The organism is Pseudomonas sp. MDV22-iso1, assembly GCF_058145095.1.
In genome coordinates this window covers 147,728-168,670 of record NZ_JBYVMF010000006.1, presented here as the reverse complement: position 1 = coordinate 168,670, position 20,943 = coordinate 147,728, and the positions used below count along the sequence as shown (strand labels likewise).

The 20,943-nt window shown below is 59.1% G+C and carries 20 protein-coding genes; 9 read left to right on the top strand and 11 right to left on the bottom strand.

The annotated features are described in order from the left end of the window. The first annotated feature begins 222 nt into the window (after positions 1-222). Positions 223-1,245 (top strand): 23S rRNA (adenine(1618)-N(6))-methyltransferase RlmF, encoded by a 1,023-nt coding sequence (rlmF, locus tag AC3ZVB_RS10095; protein WP_194692682.1) that lies wholly within the window; start codon positions 223-225, stop codon positions 1,243-1,245. 205 nt (positions 1,246-1,450) lie between these two features. On the opposite strand, the gene AC3ZVB_RS10090 is transcribed toward rlmF, so the two are convergent. Further along, a complete protein-coding gene (locus tag AC3ZVB_RS10090; protein WP_007905514.1) occupies positions 1,451-1,732 on the bottom strand; it encodes an HU family DNA-binding protein in 282 nt (93 codons plus the stop codon). A gap of 474 nt (positions 1,733-2,206) precedes the next feature. Here AC3ZVB_RS10090 and yejK point away from each other — a divergent pair, with 474 nt between their 5' ends. Together yejK and AC3ZVB_RS10080 are read left to right on the top strand one after the other, a co-directional pair. Next, positions 2,207-3,211, top strand: a complete 1,005-nt coding sequence (yejK, locus tag AC3ZVB_RS10085; RefSeq protein ID WP_008147593.1) for a nucleoid-associated protein YejK — start codon at positions 2,207-2,209, stop codon at positions 3,209-3,211. Further along, positions 3,211-3,561: a glutaredoxin family protein gene (locus AC3ZVB_RS10080; protein ID WP_162437265.1), complete on the top strand. Its 351-nt coding sequence runs from the start codon at positions 3,211-3,213 to the stop codon at positions 3,559-3,561. The genes yejK and AC3ZVB_RS10080 overlap by 1 nt, the downstream gene beginning before the upstream one ends. A 136-nt stretch (positions 3,562-3,697) precedes the next feature. On the opposite strand, the gene AC3ZVB_RS10075 is transcribed toward AC3ZVB_RS10080, so the two are convergent. The 9 genes from AC3ZVB_RS10075 to AC3ZVB_RS10035 all read right to left on the bottom strand — a co-directional run bounded on the left by AC3ZVB_RS10075 (position 3,698) and on the right by AC3ZVB_RS10035 (position 12,038). After that, entirely contained in the window at positions 3,698-4,633 is a 936-nt protein-coding gene (locus AC3ZVB_RS10075; RefSeq protein ID WP_490146417.1) for a glutathione S-transferase family protein, read from the bottom strand. Positions 4,634-4,722: 89 nt separating this feature from the next. Then, positions 4,723-5,034 (bottom strand): GIY-YIG nuclease family protein, encoded by a 312-nt coding sequence (locus AC3ZVB_RS10070; protein WP_162437263.1) that lies wholly within the window; start codon positions 5,032-5,034, stop codon positions 4,723-4,725. Positions 5,035-5,074: 40 nt separating this feature from the next. Further along, positions 5,075-5,545 (bottom strand): nuclear transport factor 2 family protein, encoded by a 471-nt coding sequence (locus AC3ZVB_RS10065; RefSeq protein WP_490146416.1) that lies wholly within the window; start codon positions 5,543-5,545, stop codon positions 5,075-5,077. Positions 5,546-5,646: 101 nt separating this feature from the next. After that, positions 5,647-6,957: a CynX/NimT family MFS transporter gene (locus AC3ZVB_RS10060; protein WP_490146415.1), complete on the bottom strand. Its 1,311-nt coding sequence runs from the start codon at positions 6,955-6,957 to the stop codon at positions 5,647-5,649. Further along, positions 6,947-7,606: a FadR/GntR family transcriptional regulator gene (locus AC3ZVB_RS10055; protein ID WP_162437260.1), complete on the bottom strand. Its 660-nt coding sequence runs from the start codon at positions 7,604-7,606 to the stop codon at positions 6,947-6,949. The genes AC3ZVB_RS10060 and AC3ZVB_RS10055 overlap by 11 nt, the downstream gene beginning before the upstream one ends. 270 nt (positions 7,607-7,876) lie before the next feature. After that, the gene (locus AC3ZVB_RS10050; protein WP_490146414.1) at positions 7,877-8,641 is read right to left on the bottom strand and encodes an amino acid ABC transporter ATP-binding protein; all 765 of its coding nucleotides are present in this window, start codon (positions 8,639-8,641) and stop codon (positions 7,877-7,879) included. 10 nt (positions 8,642-8,651) lie between these two features. Beyond that, positions 8,652-9,749 (bottom strand): amino acid ABC transporter permease, encoded by a 1,098-nt coding sequence (locus tag AC3ZVB_RS10045; protein ID WP_162437259.1) that lies wholly within the window; start codon positions 9,747-9,749, stop codon positions 8,652-8,654. Between the two features lie 10 nt (positions 9,750-9,759). After that, positions 9,760-10,941 carry an amino acid ABC transporter permease gene (locus tag AC3ZVB_RS10040; protein ID WP_194692688.1) on the bottom strand — a complete coding sequence of 394 codons (1,182 nt, stop codon included), beginning with the start codon at positions 10,939-10,941 and terminating at the stop codon, positions 9,760-9,762. A gap of 65 nt (positions 10,942-11,006) precedes the next feature. Further along, positions 11,007-12,038, bottom strand: coding sequence for an amino acid ABC transporter substrate-binding protein (locus AC3ZVB_RS10035; protein WP_162437257.1), 1,032 nt, complete (start codon positions 12,036-12,038; stop codon positions 11,007-11,009). A 470-nt stretch (positions 12,039-12,508) separates the two neighbouring features. Between AC3ZVB_RS10035 and AC3ZVB_RS10030 the strand changes: the two genes are divergently transcribed. From AC3ZVB_RS10030 to AC3ZVB_RS10010, 5 genes are all read left to right on the top strand, one after another. Then, on the top strand, positions 12,509-13,165 hold the full coding sequence (locus AC3ZVB_RS10030; protein ID WP_490146413.1) for an alpha/beta hydrolase: 657 nt from the start codon (positions 12,509-12,511) through the stop codon (positions 13,163-13,165). 97 nt (positions 13,166-13,262) lie between these two features. Continuing rightward, a complete protein-coding gene (gene rhlB, locus AC3ZVB_RS10025) occupies positions 13,263-14,750 on the top strand; it encodes an ATP-dependent RNA helicase RhlB (RefSeq protein ID WP_162437255.1) in 1,488 nt (495 codons plus the stop codon). Positions 14,751-14,889: 139 nt separating this feature from the next. After that, the gene (locus tag AC3ZVB_RS10020) at positions 14,890-15,837 is read left to right on the top strand and encodes an ornithine cyclodeaminase family protein (RefSeq protein ID WP_490146412.1); all 948 of its coding nucleotides are present in this window, start codon (positions 14,890-14,892) and stop codon (positions 15,835-15,837) included. Positions 15,838-15,989: 152 nt separating this feature from the next. Then, positions 15,990-17,117, top strand: coding sequence for an NAD(P)/FAD-dependent oxidoreductase (locus AC3ZVB_RS10015; RefSeq protein WP_490146411.1), 1,128 nt, complete (start codon positions 15,990-15,992; stop codon positions 17,115-17,117). A gap of 89 nt (positions 17,118-17,206) precedes the next feature. Continuing rightward, complete coding sequence (locus AC3ZVB_RS10010; RefSeq protein ID WP_162437252.1) at positions 17,207-17,833, top strand: helix-turn-helix transcriptional regulator; 627 nt, start codon at positions 17,207-17,209, stop codon at positions 17,831-17,833. 185 nt (positions 17,834-18,018) lie between these two features. Here AC3ZVB_RS10010 and hmpA read toward each other — a convergent pair whose 3' ends face one another. Beyond that, positions 18,019-19,200, bottom strand: coding sequence for an NO-inducible flavohemoprotein (gene hmpA, locus AC3ZVB_RS10005; protein WP_490146410.1), 1,182 nt, complete (start codon positions 19,198-19,200; stop codon positions 18,019-18,021). A 156-nt stretch (positions 19,201-19,356) separates the two neighbouring features. Between hmpA and norR the strand changes: the two genes are divergently transcribed. Continuing rightward, entirely contained in the window at positions 19,357-20,907 is a 1,551-nt protein-coding gene (gene norR, locus AC3ZVB_RS10000) for a nitric oxide reductase transcriptional regulator NorR (protein ID WP_490146409.1), read from the top strand. The last annotated feature ends 36 nt before the right edge of the window (positions 20,908-20,943 follow it).

Genomic DNA, 20,943 nt, shown 5'->3' with positions numbered 1-20,943 from the left:
TTTTTGTCCCCGACGCTTTACAACTGACTACGCAATCCCTGTGGGAGCCGAGCTTGCTCGCGATCGCGGACGCTCTGACGACATCAATGTCGAATGTTCGGGCCCCATCGCGAGCAAGCTCGGCTCCCACAGGGATCTGTGTTGCTTCTGATAATGGGTTCAAGGCAGCTGGATGTGGGACAATACCCGCCACTTTCAGCCATACCCGAATCGACAACGCCCATGAACGCCCCCCGCACACCCAAACCTGCGCGCAAAAAGCCTGAATCCGCGACCCCGGCCAACGCCGTGGAGCCTCGTGAAAAGGCCAGCCTGCATCCGCGCAACCGCCATCAGGGTCGCTACGACTTCCCGGCGCTGATCAAAACCACGCCGGAACTGGCGAAGTTCGTGATCATCAACCCGTACGGCAAGGAAAGCATCGACTTCGCCAGCCCGGACGCGGTGCGCGTGTTCAACCGGGCATTACTCAAGTCGTTCTACGGCGTTGCCCATTGGGACATCCCGGCTGACTACCTGTGCCCTCCTGTTCCGGGTCGTGCCGATTATGTGCACTTCCTGGCGGACCTGCTGGCCAGCGTCAACGACGGCGAAATCCCACGCGGCGCGCCGGTCAAGGTGCTCGATATCGGCATGGGCGCCAACTGCGTCTACCCGCTGATCGGCTACAGTGACTACCGCTGGCACTTCCTCGGTTCGGAAATCGACCCGACAGCCGTGGCAGCAGCCAAAGCCATCGTGCAATCGAACGGGCTGAACAAAGCCATCCAGTTGCGCCAGCAGTCCAATCCCAAGCACATTCTGCTGGGCTTGCTGGAACCGGGCGAACGCTTTGACCTGACCATGTGCAACCCGCCGTTCCACGCGTCGATGGACGAAGCAACCAAGGGCAGCGAGCGTAAATGGCGCGCCCTGGGCCGCGCCGACCCTAAACGCAAACTGCCGGTGCTGAACTTCGGCGGTCAGTCGGCGGAACTGTGGTGTGAAGGTGGCGAAGCGCGTTTTGTGACGCAACTGATCGCCGAGAGCGCGCATTTCCAACACAAAGTGCTGTGGTTCAGCACCTTGGTCTCCAAGGCATCGAACTTGCCGGCGATCGAGACAGCCCTGAGAAAGGCCGGCGTACTGGAAAGCCAGGTCGTGGAAATGTCCCAGGGGCAGAAGAAAAGCCGGTTTGTCGCCTGGACGTTCCAGACAAAATCCGAACAACAAGTCTGGCGCCAGCGCTGGGTTAAAAAAAGCTGAGTAACTGACCACCGCAGATCAACTGTAGGAGTGAGCCTGCTCGCGATGGCGTTGCATCAGTCGACATCATCGTTAACTGACACGCAGCCATCGCGAGCAGGCTCACTCCTACATTGACTTAGTGGTGTTGTAGCTCAATCACCAAATCACAGACACAAAAAAACCGTGCCCGGATCACTCCGGAGCACGGTTTTTTTTACACGTCTTACTTGTTAACAGCGTCGGTCAGGCCTTTGGCCACAACCAGCTTGATAACTTTCTTGGCCGCGATTTCGATGGCAGCGCCAGTCGAAGGGTTACGGCCAGTGCGGGCAGGACGCTCAGTCACTTTCAGTTTGCCGATACCTGGCAGAGTGATTTCGCCGCCGTTTTCCAGCTGATCGGCAACGATTTGGCCCAGTTGGTCCAGAGCGTTACGCGCGGTGGTTTTTGGCGCGTCGATAGCTTCAGCGATGTCGGCGATCAGTTGGTCTTTAGTAAGAGCCATGTAGTGTTCCTTCCCTATCAAATTCATATGGATTGCAGAGTGCAGTGTCAGCCATCGAGCCCGATCTTCTGGATCTGGCACCCTCGGCCAATAACCACGGGATCGGGGTTATAGATACCGAAATCAGGGTTTGGTTCGACCTGACAAATGCTGAATGCACGCTTAACGCAGTGACTTCGCGCAAGACGGGGCAAAACTAGCACAGAGACGGGGAAATATCCGCCTCTAGCTACCCATTTGGTCAGCTTTATTGCTCTAAACCGGTAAAAAACAGCATAAGGGCCATCCGGCAGGCCCAAATTACCCTTATACCCCCGTAGGAGCTGCCGAAGGCTGCGATCTTTTGACTTTGTTTTTGTGAGATCAAGATCAAAAGATCGCAGCCTTCCGCAGCGCCTACAGGGGACACGCTGGGGTACACTTAGCCCTTTTTCGGGGAGCACGCCCTCCTCTCTACAATCAGCCGAGAAGCCCATGCCGATCCGCCATTGCATCGTCCACCTGATCGACAAAAAACCCGACGGCACCCCTGCAGTTCTCCATGCTCGAGACTCCGAACTGGCCGAGTCGAGCGCCATCGAGTACATGCTGGCCGATCTCAACGAAAGCTATAACGCCAAACAAGGCAAGGCCTGGGGTTTCTTCCACGCCGAGTCCGGGGCGCATCCGTTCAGCGGCTGGCTGAAGGAATACCTGGACGGCGGCAAGGACTTCACCGCCTTCAGCCGGGTAGCGGTCGAACACCTGCAAAAGTTGATGGAAGAGTCGAACCTCTCTGTGGGCGGCCACGTGCTGTTCGCGCATTACCAGCAGGGTATGACCGATTACCTCGCCATCGCCCTGCTGCACCACAGCGAAGGCGTCGCAGTGACCGATCAACTGGACGTCACGCCCTCCCGGCATCTGGACCTTGGCCAACTGCACCTTGCAGCCCGGATCAACGTCTCGGAATGGCAGAACAACAAACAGTCCAAGCAATACATTTCGTTCATCAAAGGCAAGAACGGGAAAAAGGTTTCGGAGTATTTCCGCGACTTCATCGGCTGCCAGGAAGGTGTTGATGGTCCCGGCGAAACCCGCACCCTGCTCAAAGCCTTCAGCGACTTCGTTGAAAGCGAAGACTTGCCGGAAGAGTCGGCTCGCGAGAAAACCAAGACCTTGGTGGATTACGCCAGCAGCCAGGCCAAATTGGGCGAACCCATGGGCCTGGAAGAGCTCTCGGAGCTGATCGACGAAGAACGCCCTAAAGCGTTTTACGATCACATCCGCAACAAGGACTACGGCCTCTCGCCGGAAATCCCTGCGGATAAACGCACCCTGAACCAGTTCCGCCGTTTCACCGGGCGTGCCGAGGGGCTGTCGATCAGCTTTGAAGCCCACCTGTTGGGCTCGAAGATCGAATATGACGAAGAAGCCGGCACGCTGATCATCAAAGGCTTGCCGACTCAGCTCACTGATCAGCTCAAGCGACGCAACTGATGCTGGGCGGCGTGCTGAAAAAATGCCTGCTGATCTTGCTGGTCGTCGTGGTTTATCAGAACTGGGGCAAGATCGAGCGGGTGTTCAATCCCTCCCAGGTCGTGTCCGAGCAGACTCAAGCCAAGGCCAATGTCGTGCTCTATGCCACCGAGTGGTGTGGCTACTGCAAGCTGACGCGGCGTTTTCTCGATCAGAAAGGTATTCCGTACAAGGAATTCGATATCGAGAAGGACGCGGTGGCGCGCAAAGACTACGAGGCCTTGGGCGGCGGCGGGATTCCGATCATTGATGTGAATGGCACGTTGATTCGCGGGTATGACCCGGATGCGATTCTTGCGGCACTGAAGTAATTTGCTCGGGGTAATTGCCCGTGGTGAGGGGATTTATCCCCGTTGGACTGCGAAGCGGTCCTAAAAAAGGGACTGCTCCGCAGTCCAACGGGGTGGTGCGGCATTCCGATAAATCCCCTCGCCACAGGTGTATGTATCAGCAGGCCTCGATACGAAACCCAAATCGCGGAAAGTGCACATGCAGCACGCCGCCGCGTTCGTCTTCACGGCGCACAATCAACTCTTCAGCGCCCGCGAACAGCAACTCTCCCGCCACCGGATCGACACCGTAATCGGTCGCGGCGATGGTCACCTGCTGGCCTGGCTCAAACCCGTTCGGCTCATCGAACTGATCGTCCGGCAACGCCGCCGGGGTGGCAGTGCGCGCCACTTCCAGCGCTTCCTGGGAAGTCATCTCGCTCGACGCGCCATGACCGAAGCCCATCACCCGCCCAAACCATGCACTGACCGCCGGATAAGCATCGACCAACGGTGAAGTCACCGGTGTGGCTTTGAGAAACCACAGGGGATGAGCCAAGGCAAAGTCGGCAATCGACGGTTGGCCAAACAGAAAGTCGCCCTGCTCGCGCTCGAGCTGTTGCTCCAGTCGCGCCATGATCGTCGGCCACTGGTGCCGTGCTTGCTCGGCGGACAAACGCGTCGCGCTGCCACCGCTAAACAGTCCCGCACGATCGGCGAGGAACGCCTTGATCGCTTCCGGCGGCAGACTGCCAAAGCGCACGGCGATCGATTCCGGCTGAAACACCAAACTGACCGCGTGTTGAAACACCACCGAATCCGCCCAGGACGCGAACGATGCTGTGACCATTTCCTGACCTTCGGGGAAAAACGCCGGCAAGGCTTTTTCCTGTTCCAGTCGCCGGGCGATCAGTGCCGTGTCGCAATAGATATCTGCACCGATCTGCAACACCGGCGTCTTGCGATAGCCACCGGTTAGCGCGGTGAGATCCGGTTTGGGCATCACTGGCGAAATCTTCACCGAACGCCAGGACAAGCCCTTGAAGCCCAGCAACAGGCGGGCTTTCTCGGCGAAAGGGGAAGTCGGGTAATGATGCAGAATCAACTCGGACATGCTCGGCTCCGCCGCTCGGTTAAGGAGTCCGCAGCTTAGCGCGCAATCAATGAGCCGCGTATCCCTCTACCGTGATGAGAACAGATCAATCAAATTGATGACGCGTGCGCGACACTCGCCACCAGGCATTCCTTGGCGCTTTTCCTGAGTTTTTTGATCAGTCGTTCCTGACGCAATGCGTCGCTCTTGTCGCGACACCGCTCGGTGTAAACCAACGCCATTGCCGGACTGGAAAGAAAGAACCGGGCGCCCTTGCCGCTTTGATGCTTGGCAAAACGCCGCACGGGATCATCGCTGATCCCGCAATAGAGTGAACCGTTGGCCGCGCGAACGAGGTAGACGAACCAGGTTTTACTCACGGGCGTGTCGGCGTCGACAGGGCTTTCGCTGAGGGTGGTCACGTGACGATCAGGGCTTGAAGGGAAACAAGCCGCGATCTTATCAGCGACTGGCCTGGAATGCCTTCAACCCCTTCAATGCCTGGGCGCGAACGGCATTGCGCACCAGCGGCGTCCAGCCCAGCAGCAACCCTTTGAAACCCAGCGCCTGACGGGACCAGGTCCACAAGTCGAAGCTGTCGTGATGCTCGCAGATCTTGCCGTCGCGAAAAACAAAGCGCGCCTGAATGTCGTTGATCACGGTGTTGCCGGTCTGGCTGAACAGGTAGGTCGCGACCCAGTGAGCGCTGCCCGTGCGCTCGTCGCCTCGAACGTTATCGAACGTCAATGAGAAATCCTTGGCCCGTGTTGTGAGCATGCGCCACATGTCACCCGCGTCGCGCCCGCGCAGTTCGCCAAAGGCCGGATCACTGAACACCACGTCGTCGGTGTAGCAGGCAGCCATGGCCTCGGCATCCAGGCGTTGGAAAGCTTGGTAGAACCGGGTGATCAACAGGGCGTGGGCATCACTCATGGGCAGACTCCGGGCGTCAGAAAAGATTGCCTGCACGATAGTCTGCAATTGCGCGCAGGACCATCGGCATTCGTGGGCCGAATACCGACAGTGCGAGGCCGTCAGACTTTTTCGCTGACCACCTGAACATACAACGTCCGACCGGCCCCGAGACCGGCAATGATCGCGCCGAGGCCAACCACACCAAAGATCCAGCCCACGGCGTTCCAGCCACCGGTCCAGTCATGCACGATACCGACCGCGAACGGACCCATGGACGCCAGGGTGTAACCGAAGCCCTGGGCCATGCTCGACAGGTTCGCCGCCACATGCGCATCGCGCGAACGCAGCACGATCAGGGTCAACGCCAGGCTGAATGCACCGCCCTGCCCCAGGCCCAACAGGATCGCCCAACCCCACAGGCCATTGATCGGCGCATACAGGCAACCGAACAAACCACTGAGGGTCAGCAGCATGACCACGACAATCGCCAGTCGCTGGTCCTTGCCGCGTGTGGCCAGCCATGGAGCGGCCAGTGAACTGGCCAACTGGACGATCACCGAACCCGACAGCACCAGACCCGCCTGGGTCGGGGTCAGGCCGCGGCCGATCAGAATCGAAGGCAACCAGCCGAACACGATGTACGCCAGGGACGATTGCAGGCCCATGTACAAGGTCACCTGCCACGCCAACGGGTCACGCAACAAGCCGCGAACGCGATACGCCACGTTGTGCGCGCCGTGTTTCTGGCCACCCACTTGCGGCAACCAGAACAATGCCGCCACGAACGCCGGCACCACCCAGAAGCCCAGCCCCAGTGCCCAGCTCTTGTCGAAATGTTCGCTCAACGGCACGGTGGCGCCTGCCGCCATGGCAGCACCCAGGCACAGGGCCATGGTGTAGACACCGGTCATGGTGCCGGCCTGCTTTGGGAAATCGCGCTTGACGATGCCCGGCAGCAATACGCCGATCACGCCAATACTGGCGCCTGCCATCACGCTGCCTGCAAACAAACCGATCTCACCGAACGAACTGCGCACGATGATCCCGCCCGCCAGCATCAGCAAAATACCCAACACCACCCGCTCGGCACCGAAGCGACGCGCCAGCACGGGTGCCAATGGCGCAAACAGGCCGAGGCAAAGCACTGGCAAGGTGGTCAGCAAACCCGCTTGAACGGCGCTCAAGCCAAGGCTTTTCGACACTTCACTGAGCATCGGCGCCATGCTCGACAACGCCGGGCGCAAGTTCAGCGCCACCAGAATCAATCCCAGCAGCAACAGCCAGGGCCGCCCCAGGATCGGTCGGCTTTTCTGCACTTCTTCGTCATCGGCCTCGGCGTCAATCAACAGCTCATCAAGCTCTGCCGTGCGTTTGGGTTCATTCATGCTGCTGTTGCTGCTGGACATGGATTTCTCGGTTTCAGGGTTCATTGATCAACTGCCTGGACAGGGCTTTGGCCCTTTCCGGGTCACGTTGCTCGACGGCATCAAGCAGCTCGATGTGAAGATCGAACACCTCTTGGCGTCGTGGGGTGATGTTTAACGTCTGGCGCAATTGCGCGCCGACGATGCTGGAGAAGTAGCGATAAAGCTCGCTGAGTGTCGGGTTGTGCGCGGCGTCGACCAGACGGCGGTGAAACACCAGGTCGCACGCGATGTAACTGTCGAGATCACCGTGATAATGGCTGCCGCTGACGCCCAATGCCTCGCGCAACGCCACCAGGTCTTCGTCGGTGCGGCGCAGGGCCGCGAGGCCGATGGCCTCGACCTCGAGAATGTGCCGGGTCTCACGTGCCTGCTCATGGGAGCAGCGGGACAACGCTTTTACGGTGTCCAGCGGATCGACGACCGCACGCAGGTAACTGCCATCGCCCTGGCGAATTTCAATCAACCCGGAAAACGCCAGTACGCGCATGGCTTCACGCACGGTATTACGGCTGATGCCGAGCTCAGCGGATAACTCCGGCTCGGTGGGCAGGCGCTGCCCAACGGTCCAGGCACCTTGGGTGATGCGCAGGCGCAATTGATCCAGGGCCTGATCGACCAGGGATCGTTTAACCAATGGAGAAATTTCTGACATGTTATTCGCCCTGTCATCCAATCATAGGATGAATTTTCTGACATGGTAGTCAGCTTTGTCCTGAAGGGCAACAACACACCTTTGTAGGAGCTGCGGCACGCTGCGATCTTTTGATTCTGGCTTCTAGACCATTAAGATCAAAAGATCGCAGCGTGCCGCAGCTCCTACATGGAATTGTGTACGGCAGGTGATCGCGAACAGTACGGTGAAAAATCCGAGACAAAAAAAACCCGGAACACGTCCGGGTTTATTTTTAGTGCTTGAATCAGATCAATGCAGAATCTGGCTCAGGAACAGTTTGGTGCGCTCATTCTGCGGATTATCGAAGAAGTCATTCGGCGCAGCCTGTTCAACGATTTCACCCTTGTCCATGAAGATCACGCGGTTGGCCACGGTGCGCGCGAAACCCATTTCGTGGGTAACGCAGAGCATGGTCATGCCGTCTTCGGCGAGGCCGATCATCGTGTCCAATACCTCTTTCACCATCTCGGGGTCGAGGGCCGAAGTCGGTTCGTCGAACAGCATGATTTTCGGCTTCATGCACAGCGCACGGGCGATCGTCACACGCTGTTGCTGGCCGCCGGACAGCTGCCCCGGGAATTTATGCGCCTGCTCCGGAATGCGTACGCGCTCCAGGTAATGCATGGCAATTTCCTCGGCCTTGCGCTTGGGCATCTTGCGCACCCACATCGGCGCCAGGGTGCAGTTCTGCAGGATGGTCAGGTGCGGGAACAGGTTGAAATGCTGGAACACCATGCCGACTTCACGGCGTACCGTTTCGATCTGCTTGAGGTCGTTGGTCAGCTCCACGCCATCGACCACGATGCGGCCTTGCTGGTGTTCTTCCAGACGATTGAGGCAACGAATGGTCGTGGACTTGCCGGAACCCGACGGGCCGCACAGGACGATACGCTCGCCCTGTTTCACGTTGAGGTTGATGTCTTTCAACACGTGGAACTGGCCGTACCACTTGTTCACGCCCTGCATCTGAATAATGCCTTCAGGGCTCACAGGCTGTTTGATCGCTTCGCTCATAAAAGAACTCCTAACGCTTGTGGCCAGTGTCGAGCTTACGTTCCAAATGCATGGAGTAGCGCGACATACCAAAACAGAAAATCCAGAACACCAGGGCTGCAAACACATAGCCTTCAGTGGCCATGCCCAACCATTTCGGGTCGGCGGCGGCTTGCTTGACGCTGTTGAGCAAGTCGAACAGGCCGATGATGATCACCAGGCTCGTGTCCTTGAACAGCGCAATGAAGGTGTTGACGATGCCTGGGATCACCATCTTCAGGGCTTGCGGCAGAATCACCAGGCCCATGCTGCGCCAGTACCCGAGGCCCATCGCCGCAGCCGCTTCGTACTGACCCTTTGGAATCGCTTGCAGACCACCTCGCACCACTTCAGCCACATAGGCCGACTGGAACAGGATCACGCCGATCAGCGCTCGCAGGAGTTTGTCGAAGTTCATGCCTTCGGGCAGGAACAACGGCAGCATCACCGAGGACATGAACAGCACGGTGATCAAGGGCACGCCGCGCCAGAATTCGATGAAGGTCACACAGACCACACGAATCGCCGGCATGTTCGAACGACGACCCAGCGCCAGGACGATACCCAGCGGCAACGCACCGGCAATACCCACCGTCGCGATCACCAGGGTCAGCATCAGACCGCCCCACTGGCTGGTCGCCACTTGGGGCAGGCCGAACACGCCGCCATGCAGCAAGCACCAGGAAATGATCGGGTAGAGCACCAGGAAGCTCAGCCCGTACACCGCTTTACGCGGGAAGCGCGAGATGAACAACGGCGCGACGCCGATGACCGCCAGCCACACGGTCAGGTCCACGCGCCAGCGCAGTTCCGGCGGGTAGTAGCCGTACATGAACTGGCCAAAACGCTGCTGGATGAACACCCAGCAGGCGCCCTCCTTCGTGCAGTCGGCGCGTGTCGTGCCGACCCAGTTGGCGTCCAGGATGGCCCACTGCAGGATCGGCGGCACCACCAGATAGATCAGATAGAACGCGAACAGGGTCAGCAGGGTGTTGAGCCAGCTGGAAAACATGTTCGCGCGCATCCACGCCATCGGCCCGAAGACTTTGCTCGGTGGCGGCATGTCAGGTTTGAAAGTATGAGTACTCATGCGCTTTTCCTTACCGCTCGATCAGCGCAATGCGCTTGTTGTACCAGTTCATCAGCAGGGAAATGCTGATACTGATCGCCAGGTACACGCTCATGGTGATCGCAATCACCTCGATGGCTTGACCGGTCTGGTTCAGCACCGTGCCGGCAAACAACGAAACCATTTCCGGATAACCGATACCGGCCGCCAGCGAAGAGTTCTTCGCCAGGTTCAGGTATTGGCTGGTCAGCGGTGGAATGATCACGCGCAGGGCTTGCGGGATGATGACCTTGCGCAGGGTCGGACCGTTGCGCAGGCCCAGGGAATGCGCCGCCTCGGTCTGGCCATGGCTGACCGACTTGATGCCCGAACGCACGATCTCGGCGATGAACGCCGCGGTGTAAACGGTCAGGGCCAGGGTCAGCGCCAGCAATTCCGGGATCAGCACCCAGCCACCGACGAAGTTGAAGCCTTGCAGCTTGGGCATTTCCCAGTGCACAGGTGCGCCGAAGATCAAGACGCACAACGCAGGGATCACCAGGAACAGTGCCAGCCCGGTCCAGAACTTGTGGAACGGTACGCCAGTGGCCTCAAAGCGCTTGTTGGCCCAGCGGCACATCAGCACGATGGCGACGATGGCAACGACGACACTGACCACGAACGGCCAGAAGCCGTCCGCCGCCAGTGCGGCCGGCATGTTCAGGCCGCGGCTGCTGACGAAGAAGGTATCGCCGAAGTTGTGGCTGTTGCGCGGTCCCGGCATGGTCAGGAATACCGCGAAGTACCAGAACAGGATTTGCAGCAGCGGCGGAATGTTGCGGAAGACTTCCACATAAACAGTCGCCAGCTTGGCAATGATCCAGTTCTTCGACAGCCGTGACACGCCGACGATGAACCCGAGGATCGTCGCCAGGATCACGCCGATGAATGTCACCAGCAGTGTGTTGAGCAAGCCGATGACAAACACCCGGGCATAGCTGTCCGATTCGGTGTAGTCGATCAGGTGTTGAGCGATGCCGAAACCGGCACTGCGCTCCAGAAAGCTGAAGCCGGAGGTAATGCCCCGGTGTTGCAGGTTGGTCTGGGTGTTATCGAACAGATACCAGCCCATCGAGACCACCGCCACAATGGTGATGATCTGAAACAGCCACGCACGCACTTTGGGATCGCTGAGGCTGAGCCTCTGCTTTGGTGCGCCGATTGAATTTTGCATGAAGTGCCCCGGATGTAATGGAACAGAACATCACCCGGTGGTTGGCCCACCGGGTGATAGAACCATCAGCGCACTGGTGGTGCGTATTGAATGCCGCCGTTGTTCCACAGGGCGTTCAAGCCGCGGTCGATTTCCAGAGGCGTGCTTTTGCCGAGGTTTTTCTCGAACACTTCGCCGTAGTTACCGACTTGCTTGACGATCTGTACGACCCAGTCTTTCTTCACTTTCAGGTCTTTGCCGTATTCACCGTCGGTGCCCAGCAGACGAGCGACGTCCGGGTTCTTGGTGCCTTTGGCTTCAGCTTCAACGTTCTTCGACGTGATGCCGGCTTCTTCAGCGTTGAGCATGGCGTAGCCAACCCAGCGCACGATGGCCAGCCACTCGTCGTCGCCGTTACGCACGACCGGACCCAGAGGTTCTTTGGAAATGGTTTCCGGCAGAACCACGTAGTCCTTCGGCGCAGCCAGCTTGCTGCGCTGGGCGAACAGTTGGGACTTGTCGGAAGTCAGCACGTCGCAACGACCCGATTCCAGCGACTTGGCGCTTTCATCAGAGGTGTCGAACGTGATCGGGGTGTATTTCAGACCGTTGCCACGGAAGTAGTCGGAAACGTTCAGCTCGGTGGTGGTACCGGCCTGGATGCAGATGGTCGCGCCATCCAGCTCTTTGGCACTTTTCACGCCCAGTTTGTTGTTAACCAGGAAGCCGATGCCGTCGTAATAAGTGATGAAGCCCGGGAATTTCAGGCCCATGCCCGAGTCGCGGGAGCTGGTCATGGTGGTGTTGCGCGACAGGATGTCAATTTCGCCGGATTGCAGCGCGGTGAAGCGCTCCTTGGCGTTCAACTGACTGAACTTGACCTTGGTTGCGTCGCCGAAGACGGCAGCCGCTACAGCACGGCAGTAGTCAGCATCGATACCCACGATCTTGCCAGTGGAGTCCGGCACCGAGAAACCCGGCAGGCCGTCACTCACACCGCACTGTACGAAACCTTTCTTCTGTACGCCATCCAGGGTTGCACCCGCCTGAGCGAACCCGCTGACACCGAGTACTGCGGCTGCAGTCACGATAGCCAGGGTGGATTTCAACATCTTCATTCAAACCTCCAGTTTTGCTCTTGTTGTGTCGGAGCGTGAGTCCAGTCGCACCCTTATGAGGCGTTGTTGACCCGTGTTGGCTTTTTTTAGGGTCAAGCGACGTAAGACCTTAGCTATGAGTCTAGTAGGAGAAAATCCACATCATGGATCACTCACTTCTCACCAATCGGCCGAACGGGCTGTAGCCCTTTCACATTCGCTAAGCCCGTAGCGGCCATTGGCGAACATCCATCACCGGATTTTTTTTGCTATCCCACCAGGAACAATGGCCTGATAGTGTTACCGACAGGCGTGGGATTTTTCGTACTCGCTTTTCCATAGCAAAGCCCGTACCAGACCGTTCGTGAAAGCGATTCAGCGACAGGTCAAGATCAAAACTTGTAGCCTTGCGACATCTTCTTAACTGATCCACCAGACGCGCACTCAGATCTCGCACTCAATGAGCGCGCACGCACACATTTGGAGCGACCATGACCGAGCCCTTGATTCTTGAACCTGTAAAGCCAGTAGATGCCTGCGTTATCTGGCTGCACGGCCTGGGCGCCGACCGCTACGACTTCCTGCCGGTGGCCGAAGCCCTGCAGGAAACCCTGATGACCACTCGCTTCGTTTTGCCTCAGGCACCGACCTGCGCCGTGACCATTAATGGTGGCTACGAGATGCCGAGCTGGTACGACATATTGGCCATGAGCCCGGCGCGCGCGATCAACCGCGAGCAGCTGGAAGAGTCGGCGCAACGGGTAATCAATTTGATCGAAGTGCAGCGCGCCGTTGGAATAGACGCCTCGCGGATTTTTCTGGCCGGTTTTTCACAGGGTGGCGCTGTCGTATTACACACCGCCTTTTTGAAATGGCAGGGTCCGCTGGGTGGCGTACTCGCCCTCTCCACTTATGCGCCGACCTTCAGTGATGAACTGGAGCTTTCGGCCAGTCAGCAGCGCACACCGGTGTTGTCCTTGCACGGGCAGTACGATGACGTGGTGCAAAATTCGATGGGTCGCAGCGCCTACGAGCATTTGAAGACCCGTGGTGTCACCGTGACATGGCAGGAATACCCAATGGGTCACGAAGTGTTACCTGAGGAGATTCGCGATATCGGTGTCTGGATCGCCGAGCGTTTGCGTTAAACACCCTGTGAAAAACAGCACCTTTAATCATCACACTACGCCGCGCCCGATTCTTGCATTACACTGGCCGGCGTACATTCCTTAATCAATTGATGAGATGACCGTGCTCAAAGCACTCAAGAAAATGTTCGGTAAAAGCGAGACTGAGCAGCTCGCGCCAGTCTCCAGCGCTCCGTCTCACAACCCCAGCCACCGCACCGACGGTAATCAGTCTGGCCGGACCGCAACCGCAGCGGTACCGACACACGAGCCGATGACCACACCGGCCACTCCTCCTGTCGAGGCCATTGCCTCTGAACAGCCGCGCAGCGAAGCGCCGAAACCTGTCAAACCCCGTCGCGAACCGAAGCCGAAAGCGCCGGTCATTCCCTGGAAACTCGAAGACTTCGTTGTCGAACCCCAGGAAGGCAAAACCCGTTTCCATGATTTCAAACTCGCCCCTGAACTGATGCATGCCATCCAGGACCTGGGCTTCCCGTACTGCACGCCGATCCAGGCACAGGTGCTGGGCTTTACGCTCGCGGGCAAAGACGCCATCGGTCGTGCCCAGACCGGCACCGGCAAAACCGCCGCGTTCCTGATCTCGATCATTACCCAACTGCTGCAAACCCCGCCGCCGAAAGAGCGTTACATGGGTGAACCGCGGGCACTAATCATTGCACCGACCCGGGAACTGGTGGTGCAGATCGCCAAGGACGCGGCCGACCTGACCAAGTACACCGGTCTCAACGTCATGACGTTTGTGGGCGGCATGGACTTCGACAAGCAACTCAAGCACCTCGAAGCCCGTCACTGCGACATCCTCGTGGCGACGCCGGGTCGCTTGCTCGACTTCAACCAGCGCGGCGACGTGCACCTGGACATGGTCGAAGTGATGGTGCTGGACGAAGCCGACCGGATGCTCGACATGGGTTTCATCCCGCAAGTGCGTCAGATCATTCGCCAGACTCCGCCGAAGAACGAGCGCCAGACGCTGCTGTTCTCCGCGACCTTCACCGAAGACGTAATGAACCTGGCCAAGCAATGGACCACCGAGCCGTCGATCGTCGAGATCGAGTCGCAGAACGTGGCCAGCGAAAACGTCGAGCAGCACATCTATGCAGTGGCCGGCGCCGACAAATACAAACTGCTCTACAACCTGGTCAACGACAATGGCTGGGAGCGAGTGATGGTCTTCGCCAACCGCAAGGATGAAGTTCGGCGCATCGAAGAGCGCCTGGTACGTGACGGCGTCAACGCTGCGCAGTTGTCCGGCGATGTGCCGCAGCACAAGCGCATCAAGACCCTGGAAGGTTTCCGCGAAGGCAAGATCCGCGTGCTGGTCGCCACCGACGTTGCCGGCCGTGGCATCCACATCGACGGCATCAGCCACGTGATCAACTTCACGTTGCCGGAAGTCCCGGACGATTACGTGCACCGTATCGGTCGGACCGGTCGTGCCGGCGCTGAAGGCGTGTCCATCAGTTTTGCCGGTGAAGACGACTCCTACCAGCTACCGTCCATCGAGACGCTGCTGGGGCGCAAGATCAGCTGTGAAACGCCGCCGACGCATCTGCTGCGGGCCGTTGAGCGCAAGCGCCCGTAACACGGGTCGAGTAAAAAAGGCGCAGCCGGAAACGGACTGCGCTTTTTTTTCGCCCGGGAATTTATCAGAGGCTTGCTAGAGACAACTAAAAGTCCATAATGGACAAATAAGTTTAGTTTAAGCCCCCCCGGAGCCGACCATGTCCAGTTCGCCTATCGTGATCACCCAACCCCAGGCTCGAGACCTGCTGGCACAGGTCGATGTGCCGCAGATCCTGCGCAAACTGTTTCGCGACCTGGCTGCTGGAAAGGCCGTGCAACCGGCACAGCAACTGGTCGAGTTCCCTCAAGGGGCGGGCGACTTCATCAACTATCTGGGTGTACTGGCCGAAGACGGTGTCTATGGGGTCAAGACCTCGCCCTATATCGTGCGCGAACAAGGCCCGTTGGTCACAGCGTGGACGTTGCTGATGTCGATGCAGACTGGCCAGCCCTTGCTGCTGTGCGATGCAGGAGAATTGACGACAGCGCGCACCGCCGCGACCACCGCCGTCGCCATCGACGCGCTCGCGCCGTTGAACGCGCGACGCCTGGCGATTATCGGCAGCGGCAAAGTGGCCCAGGCGCACCTGCATTACGTCAAGGGACTGCGCGATTGGCAGAGCATCACCCTCTATTCGCCAGGCTTGAGCACGCTTGATCCACAGGCATTGGCGCAGCTCAAAAGCCTCGATCCGCGCCTGTCCCTTGTCGAGAGTCGCGAGGCCGCCGTCCACGACGCCGATGTGATCATGCTCTGCACCTCGTCCGCCGGCCCGGTGATCGATCCGGCCACGCTGAGCAAACCGGCGCTGATCACATCGATCAGCACTAACGCCCCCCGTGCCCACGAAGTACCGCCGCAAAGCCTCAATGACATGCAGGTGTTCTGTGACTATCGTCTGAGCACCCCTGGCTCGGCCGGTGAAATGCTGATCGCCGGTGAGCAACATGGTTGGGACAGCAACAGCATCGTGGGCGACCTGCCCGATCTGCTCAGCGAAAAAGTGCAGCGCCCGGACTACGACCGTCACGTGTTTTTCCGCTCGATCGGCCTGGGACTGGAAGACATTGCACTGGCCAATGCCATCTACCACCTACTCCCTTAAGACACTAATCCTGTAGGAGCTGACGAGTGAAACGAGGCTGCGATCTTTTGATCTTGCCTTTTGAAAGCAAAGTCAAAAGATCGCAGCCTCGTTTCACTCGTCAGCTCCTACAAAAGGATCTAAACAACTTCGGTGCCCATCAGGAGACGTTCATGAGCCAGGCAGACTTCATCATCATCGGCGGCGGGATTGCCGGCGCTTCCACCGGTTTCTGGCTGTCGCAGCATGCCCGGGTCATCGTGCTCGAACGCGAATCCCATCCGGCCTATCACTCGACCGGACGTTCCGCCGCGCTGTACACCGCCGCTTACGGCACGCCCCAGGTGCGGGCGCTGACCCAGGCCAGTCGCGATTTCTTCGACGCGCCGCCCGCCGGTTTCTGTGAACACCCGCTGCTGACGCCGCGCGGCGAGATGACCGTGGACTTCACCGGTGACCCTGCCGAGCTGCAAAACCAGTACCTGAGCGCGAAAGCGACGGTGCCGCAAATGCAGCTGCTCAGTGCAGAAGAGGCCTGCGTGCGCCTGCCGATCCTGCGTCGGGAAAAAGTCCATGGGGCCATTTATGACCCTACCGCCAGCGACATCGATACCGATGCCCTGCATCAGGGGTATCTGCGCGGTATCCGTCGCAATAAAGGCGAAGTCCATACCGATACCGAAGTCCTGAGCCTGACCCGCGATGCCGACGGTGTATGGCAGGTGCAAACCCGCAATCAAACCTTCAGCGCCCCGATCATCATCAACGCCGCCGGCGCCTGGGCCGACAGGATCGGTGAGCTCGCTGGCGCCAGAACGCTGGGACTGCAACCGAAGCGCCGCGCGGCCTTTATTTTCGCCGGCCCTGAAGGTGTGGATATCCATCATTGGCCCATGCTGGTCAGCCTAGACGAATCCTTCTACATGAAACCCGACGCCGGTATGTTCCTTGGCTCTCCGGCGAACGCCGATCCTGTGGACCCCCACGACGTGCAGCCCGAAGAACTGGACATCGCCATGGGCATCTACCAGATCGAAGAAGCGACCACCCTGACCATCCGCCGCCCGACCCGCACCTGGGCCGGTTTGCGCAGTTTTGTCAGCGACGGTGATTTATTGTCGGGCTTCGATCCCCTGGTCCCAGGCCTGTTCTGGGTGGCTGCACAAGGCGGTTACGGCATCCAGACATCGCCCGCCATGGGCCAGGCCAGCGCCGCTTTGGTGCGCGGTGAAGCGCTGCCCGCATCCCTCACGCGTTTTGGCTTGAACGCCGAGATGCTTTCCCCGGCACGCCTCGGTTGATGCGGCACTGAAGTGACGTTTCAGACTGTTTGCGGCAAACTCCCGGCGCCCCTTTTGACGGGCGCTGACGTGGCCTGGAGCTCTACTTGATGAACGCACCCGAAAAAGACCCGGCCCTGGACAACTACCGAGCCATCAGCGATGCAATCGCCACCCTGTTCTTTCCCCACGCCGAGGTGGTGCTGCACGATCTGCGCACGCAAAAGGTCGACTACATCGCCAACAACCTGTCGAAGCGGGAAATCGGTGATGACTCATCCCTGGAAGACATGCTCAGCGAAGACATCAGCGAGCGAAACATCGGGCCGTACGAAAAGCTCAACTGGGACGGTCAGAAAATTCGCAGCCTGAGCAGTGTTTTGCGTGACAGCGAGGGCCAACCGCTGGCGGTGCTGTGCATCAATCTGAATATTTCTTTGTTCGAGAATGCCAAGGCGGCACTGGATTTGTTTCTGTCGCCGAGCAAGTTGATTCCACAACCGGATTCACTGTTTCGCGATGACTGGCAGGAGCGGATCAACACCTTCCTGCATGCCTGGCTGCGCGAGCGTCAGCTGAGCCTGAGCATGCTGACCCGGGACCATAAACGCGAACTGGTGCTGGCGCTGCACGCCGAAGGCGCCTTCAAGGGCAAAAGCGCCTCCAACTACGTCGCCAACGTCCTGAACATGGGCCGGGCAACGGTGTACAAGCATTTGAAGGAACTCAAAGGCTAAAAGCTGCACCGCGATCCGTGTAGCAGCTGGCGAAGCCTGCGTTCGAGGACGAAGTCCTCGCCTGCAAGATAACCGTGATCGACCTGTTGCATCGCAGCGACCGGACTGGCGAGGACTGCGTCCTCGAACGCAGGCTTCGCCAGCGGCTACAAGGGGTGTTGCGTCTGGACTGGCGAGGGCGGAGGTTACTCCAGCGCCGAAGCCGGGCCGAAGAACTCGTAGCGGCTTTGCTTCTCGGGTACGCCCAAGGCTTTGAGGTGGCGCTTGATCGCTGCCATGAAGCCTTTAGGCCCCAGGAAATAGGCGTCCGCGTCGCGCTCCTGCGGCAACCATTCGCCCAACTGCTCCTGACTTAACAACCCGACGCGGTGCGCCGCCGGGCTCACACCATCATCTTCGTCATAGCAGTAGAAGCGCTGCAGCTGCGGATGACGTTCAGCCAGCCCGTCGATCCAGTCACGAAACGCGTGGACGCTACCGTTGCGCGCGCAGTGGATGAAATGCACCGGCCGTTCGGTCGCCAACGCCGCTTCGAGCATCGCCAGTGTGGGAGTGATGCCGACGCCGCCACTGATCAGCACCAGCGGCTTGTCGCTGGCGCTCAGCGTGAATTCACCCGATGGCGGGAACAGCTGGATCTTTGCGCCGACATGCAGCTGATCGTGTAAATGATTGGAAGCGCGACCACCCTGTTCGCGCTTGACGCTGATGCGGTACTGACCATTGTTGGCCAACGCCGACAGTGAATAGTTACGACGGATCTCTTCACCGTCGAGGACCAGCTTCATGCCGATGTACTGGCCGGGTTCTGCCGCCAGAATCGGGCCCTTGTCAGCCGGCTCGAAGTAGAACGAAATGATCTCCGCGCTCTCTTCCACTTTGCTCGCCACGATGAATTCCCGCGCGCCGCGCCAGCCACCGGTTGCGTGCTCCTTTTGGTCGTAGATAGCGGTCTCGGCACCGATCAGAATGTCGGCCAATTGCCCATAAGCCGCACCCCAGGCGCTCATCACTTCGGGGGTCGCAATCTCGTCGCCAAGCACTTCGGAAATCGCACGCAGCAGGCAGGTGCCCACAATCGGGTAGTGTTCCGGAAGGATCTGCAGGGCCACGTGCTTGTTGATGATCTTGGCCACCAGGTCGCCCAACTGGTCAAGCTGATCGATGTGCCGCGCGTACATCAACACACCGTTCGCCAGGGCGCGGGGTTGATCACCGCTGGCCTGGTGGGCCTGGTTGAACAGCGGGCGCACTTCAGGGTATTCGGAGAGCATCATGCGGTAGAAGTGAGTGATCAACGCTTCGCCGCCGCTTTCCAACAATGGCACGGTGGATTTGACGATTGCGCGGTCTTGAACGCTAAGCATAGGGTGACTCCTGAGCGACGTGGATTACCAACTGATTACCCTATGCTTATCAGTATTCGTGCCAGTTTAATTATCGTTATAAATCAACATGTTAAAACAGTTATAGTCATTTAGACACTTGCTTCTATATAGTCATACCGACTACACGGAGTCACTATGACTGCAAAATCCCTGCTGACGACATTGCTTCCACTCGTCGCTGACCTGTCCCGCGAACTTCCGGAAGGTGAGCGCTATCGGCGCTTGCTCGAAGCCATGCGCGCCCTGCTGCCCTGTGATGCAGCAGCGCTGTTGCGCCTTGATGGCGAATGGCTGGTGCCACTGGCAGTCGACGGGTTGAGTACCGACACCCTCGGTCGACGTTTCAAGGTGAGTGAGCATCCACGTTTCGCGGCGCTGCTCAGCAGCCCCGGACCGACCCGGTTCGCCGCCGATAGCGAACTGCCCGATCCGTACGACGGTCTGGTCGCGGGCCTGGATGAGCATCTTGAAGTCCACGATTGCATGGGCTGCCCCCTGTTCATCGACGAGCGCCCGTGGGGCTTGCTGACCCTTGACGCCCTTGATCCGGAACGCTTTGAACCGATCGAACTGGACGCCCTGCAAGCCTTCGCCAGCCTCGCCGCCGCCACGGTCAACGCTGCCGAACGCATCGAGCGCCTGGCCAATCGTGTCGAAGACGAGCATCAGCGCGCCGAGGTTTATCGCCAGGCGAGCGGGCAGCAAAACCGCGAAATGATCGGCCAGAGCAAGACCCACAAGCGCCTGGTCGAAGAAATCAACCTGGTGGGCGGCAGCGACCTGACCGTGTTGATCACCGGGGAAACCGGGGTGGGCAAGGAACTGGTCGCCCAAGCCATCCACGCCGCGTCTGCCCGCGCCGATAAACCGATCATCAGCCTCAGTTGCGCCGCACTGCCGGACACCTTGGTGGAAAGCGAACTGTTCGGCCATGTCCGAGGTGCGTTCACCGGTGCGATGAATGATCGACGCGGTAAGTTCGAACTGGCCAATGGCGGCACACTGTTTCTGGATGAAGTCGGCGAGTTGTCCCTGACGGTGCAGGCAAAGCTGCTGCGTGTTCTGCAGAGTGGCCAACTGCAGCGCCTGGGGTCGGACAAGGAGCATCAGGTGGACGTGCGCCTGATCGCGGCGACCAACCGTGACCTGGCGGAAGAGGTACGCAGCGGTCGCTACCGCGCCGATTTCTATCACCGCCTGAGTGTCTACCCGCTGCTGGTGCCCGCCCTGCGCGACCGAGGCCGCGACGTGCTGTTGCTCAGCGGCTTCTTCCTCGAACAGAACCGCTCGCGCATGGGCTTGAACAGCCTGCGCCTGAACAGCGATGCCCAGGCTGCATTGCTGGCGTACGACTGGCCTGGCAACGTGCGAGAGCTGGAACACTTGATTGGCCGCAGTGCCTTGAAGGCGCTGGGCAACTGCAAGGAACGACCGAAGATTCTCAGCTTGAGTGCGGCGGACCTGGACCTGCCCAACGGCAGCATTGAAGTGACCGCACAACCCTCCGCCGCCGCTCCGGTGCCGCTGGTGTCGGGGGATTTGCGCGAAGCCACCGAGCAGTATCAACGCCAACTGATCGGCGCCTGCCTTGAGCGCCACCACAACAACTGGGCAAGCGCAGCGCGTGAACTAGGCTTGGACCGGGCGAATCTCGGGCGGATGGCCAAGCGATTGGGCATGAAATAACACACCCTCCATTCACCACGTTTCATGTAGCAGCTG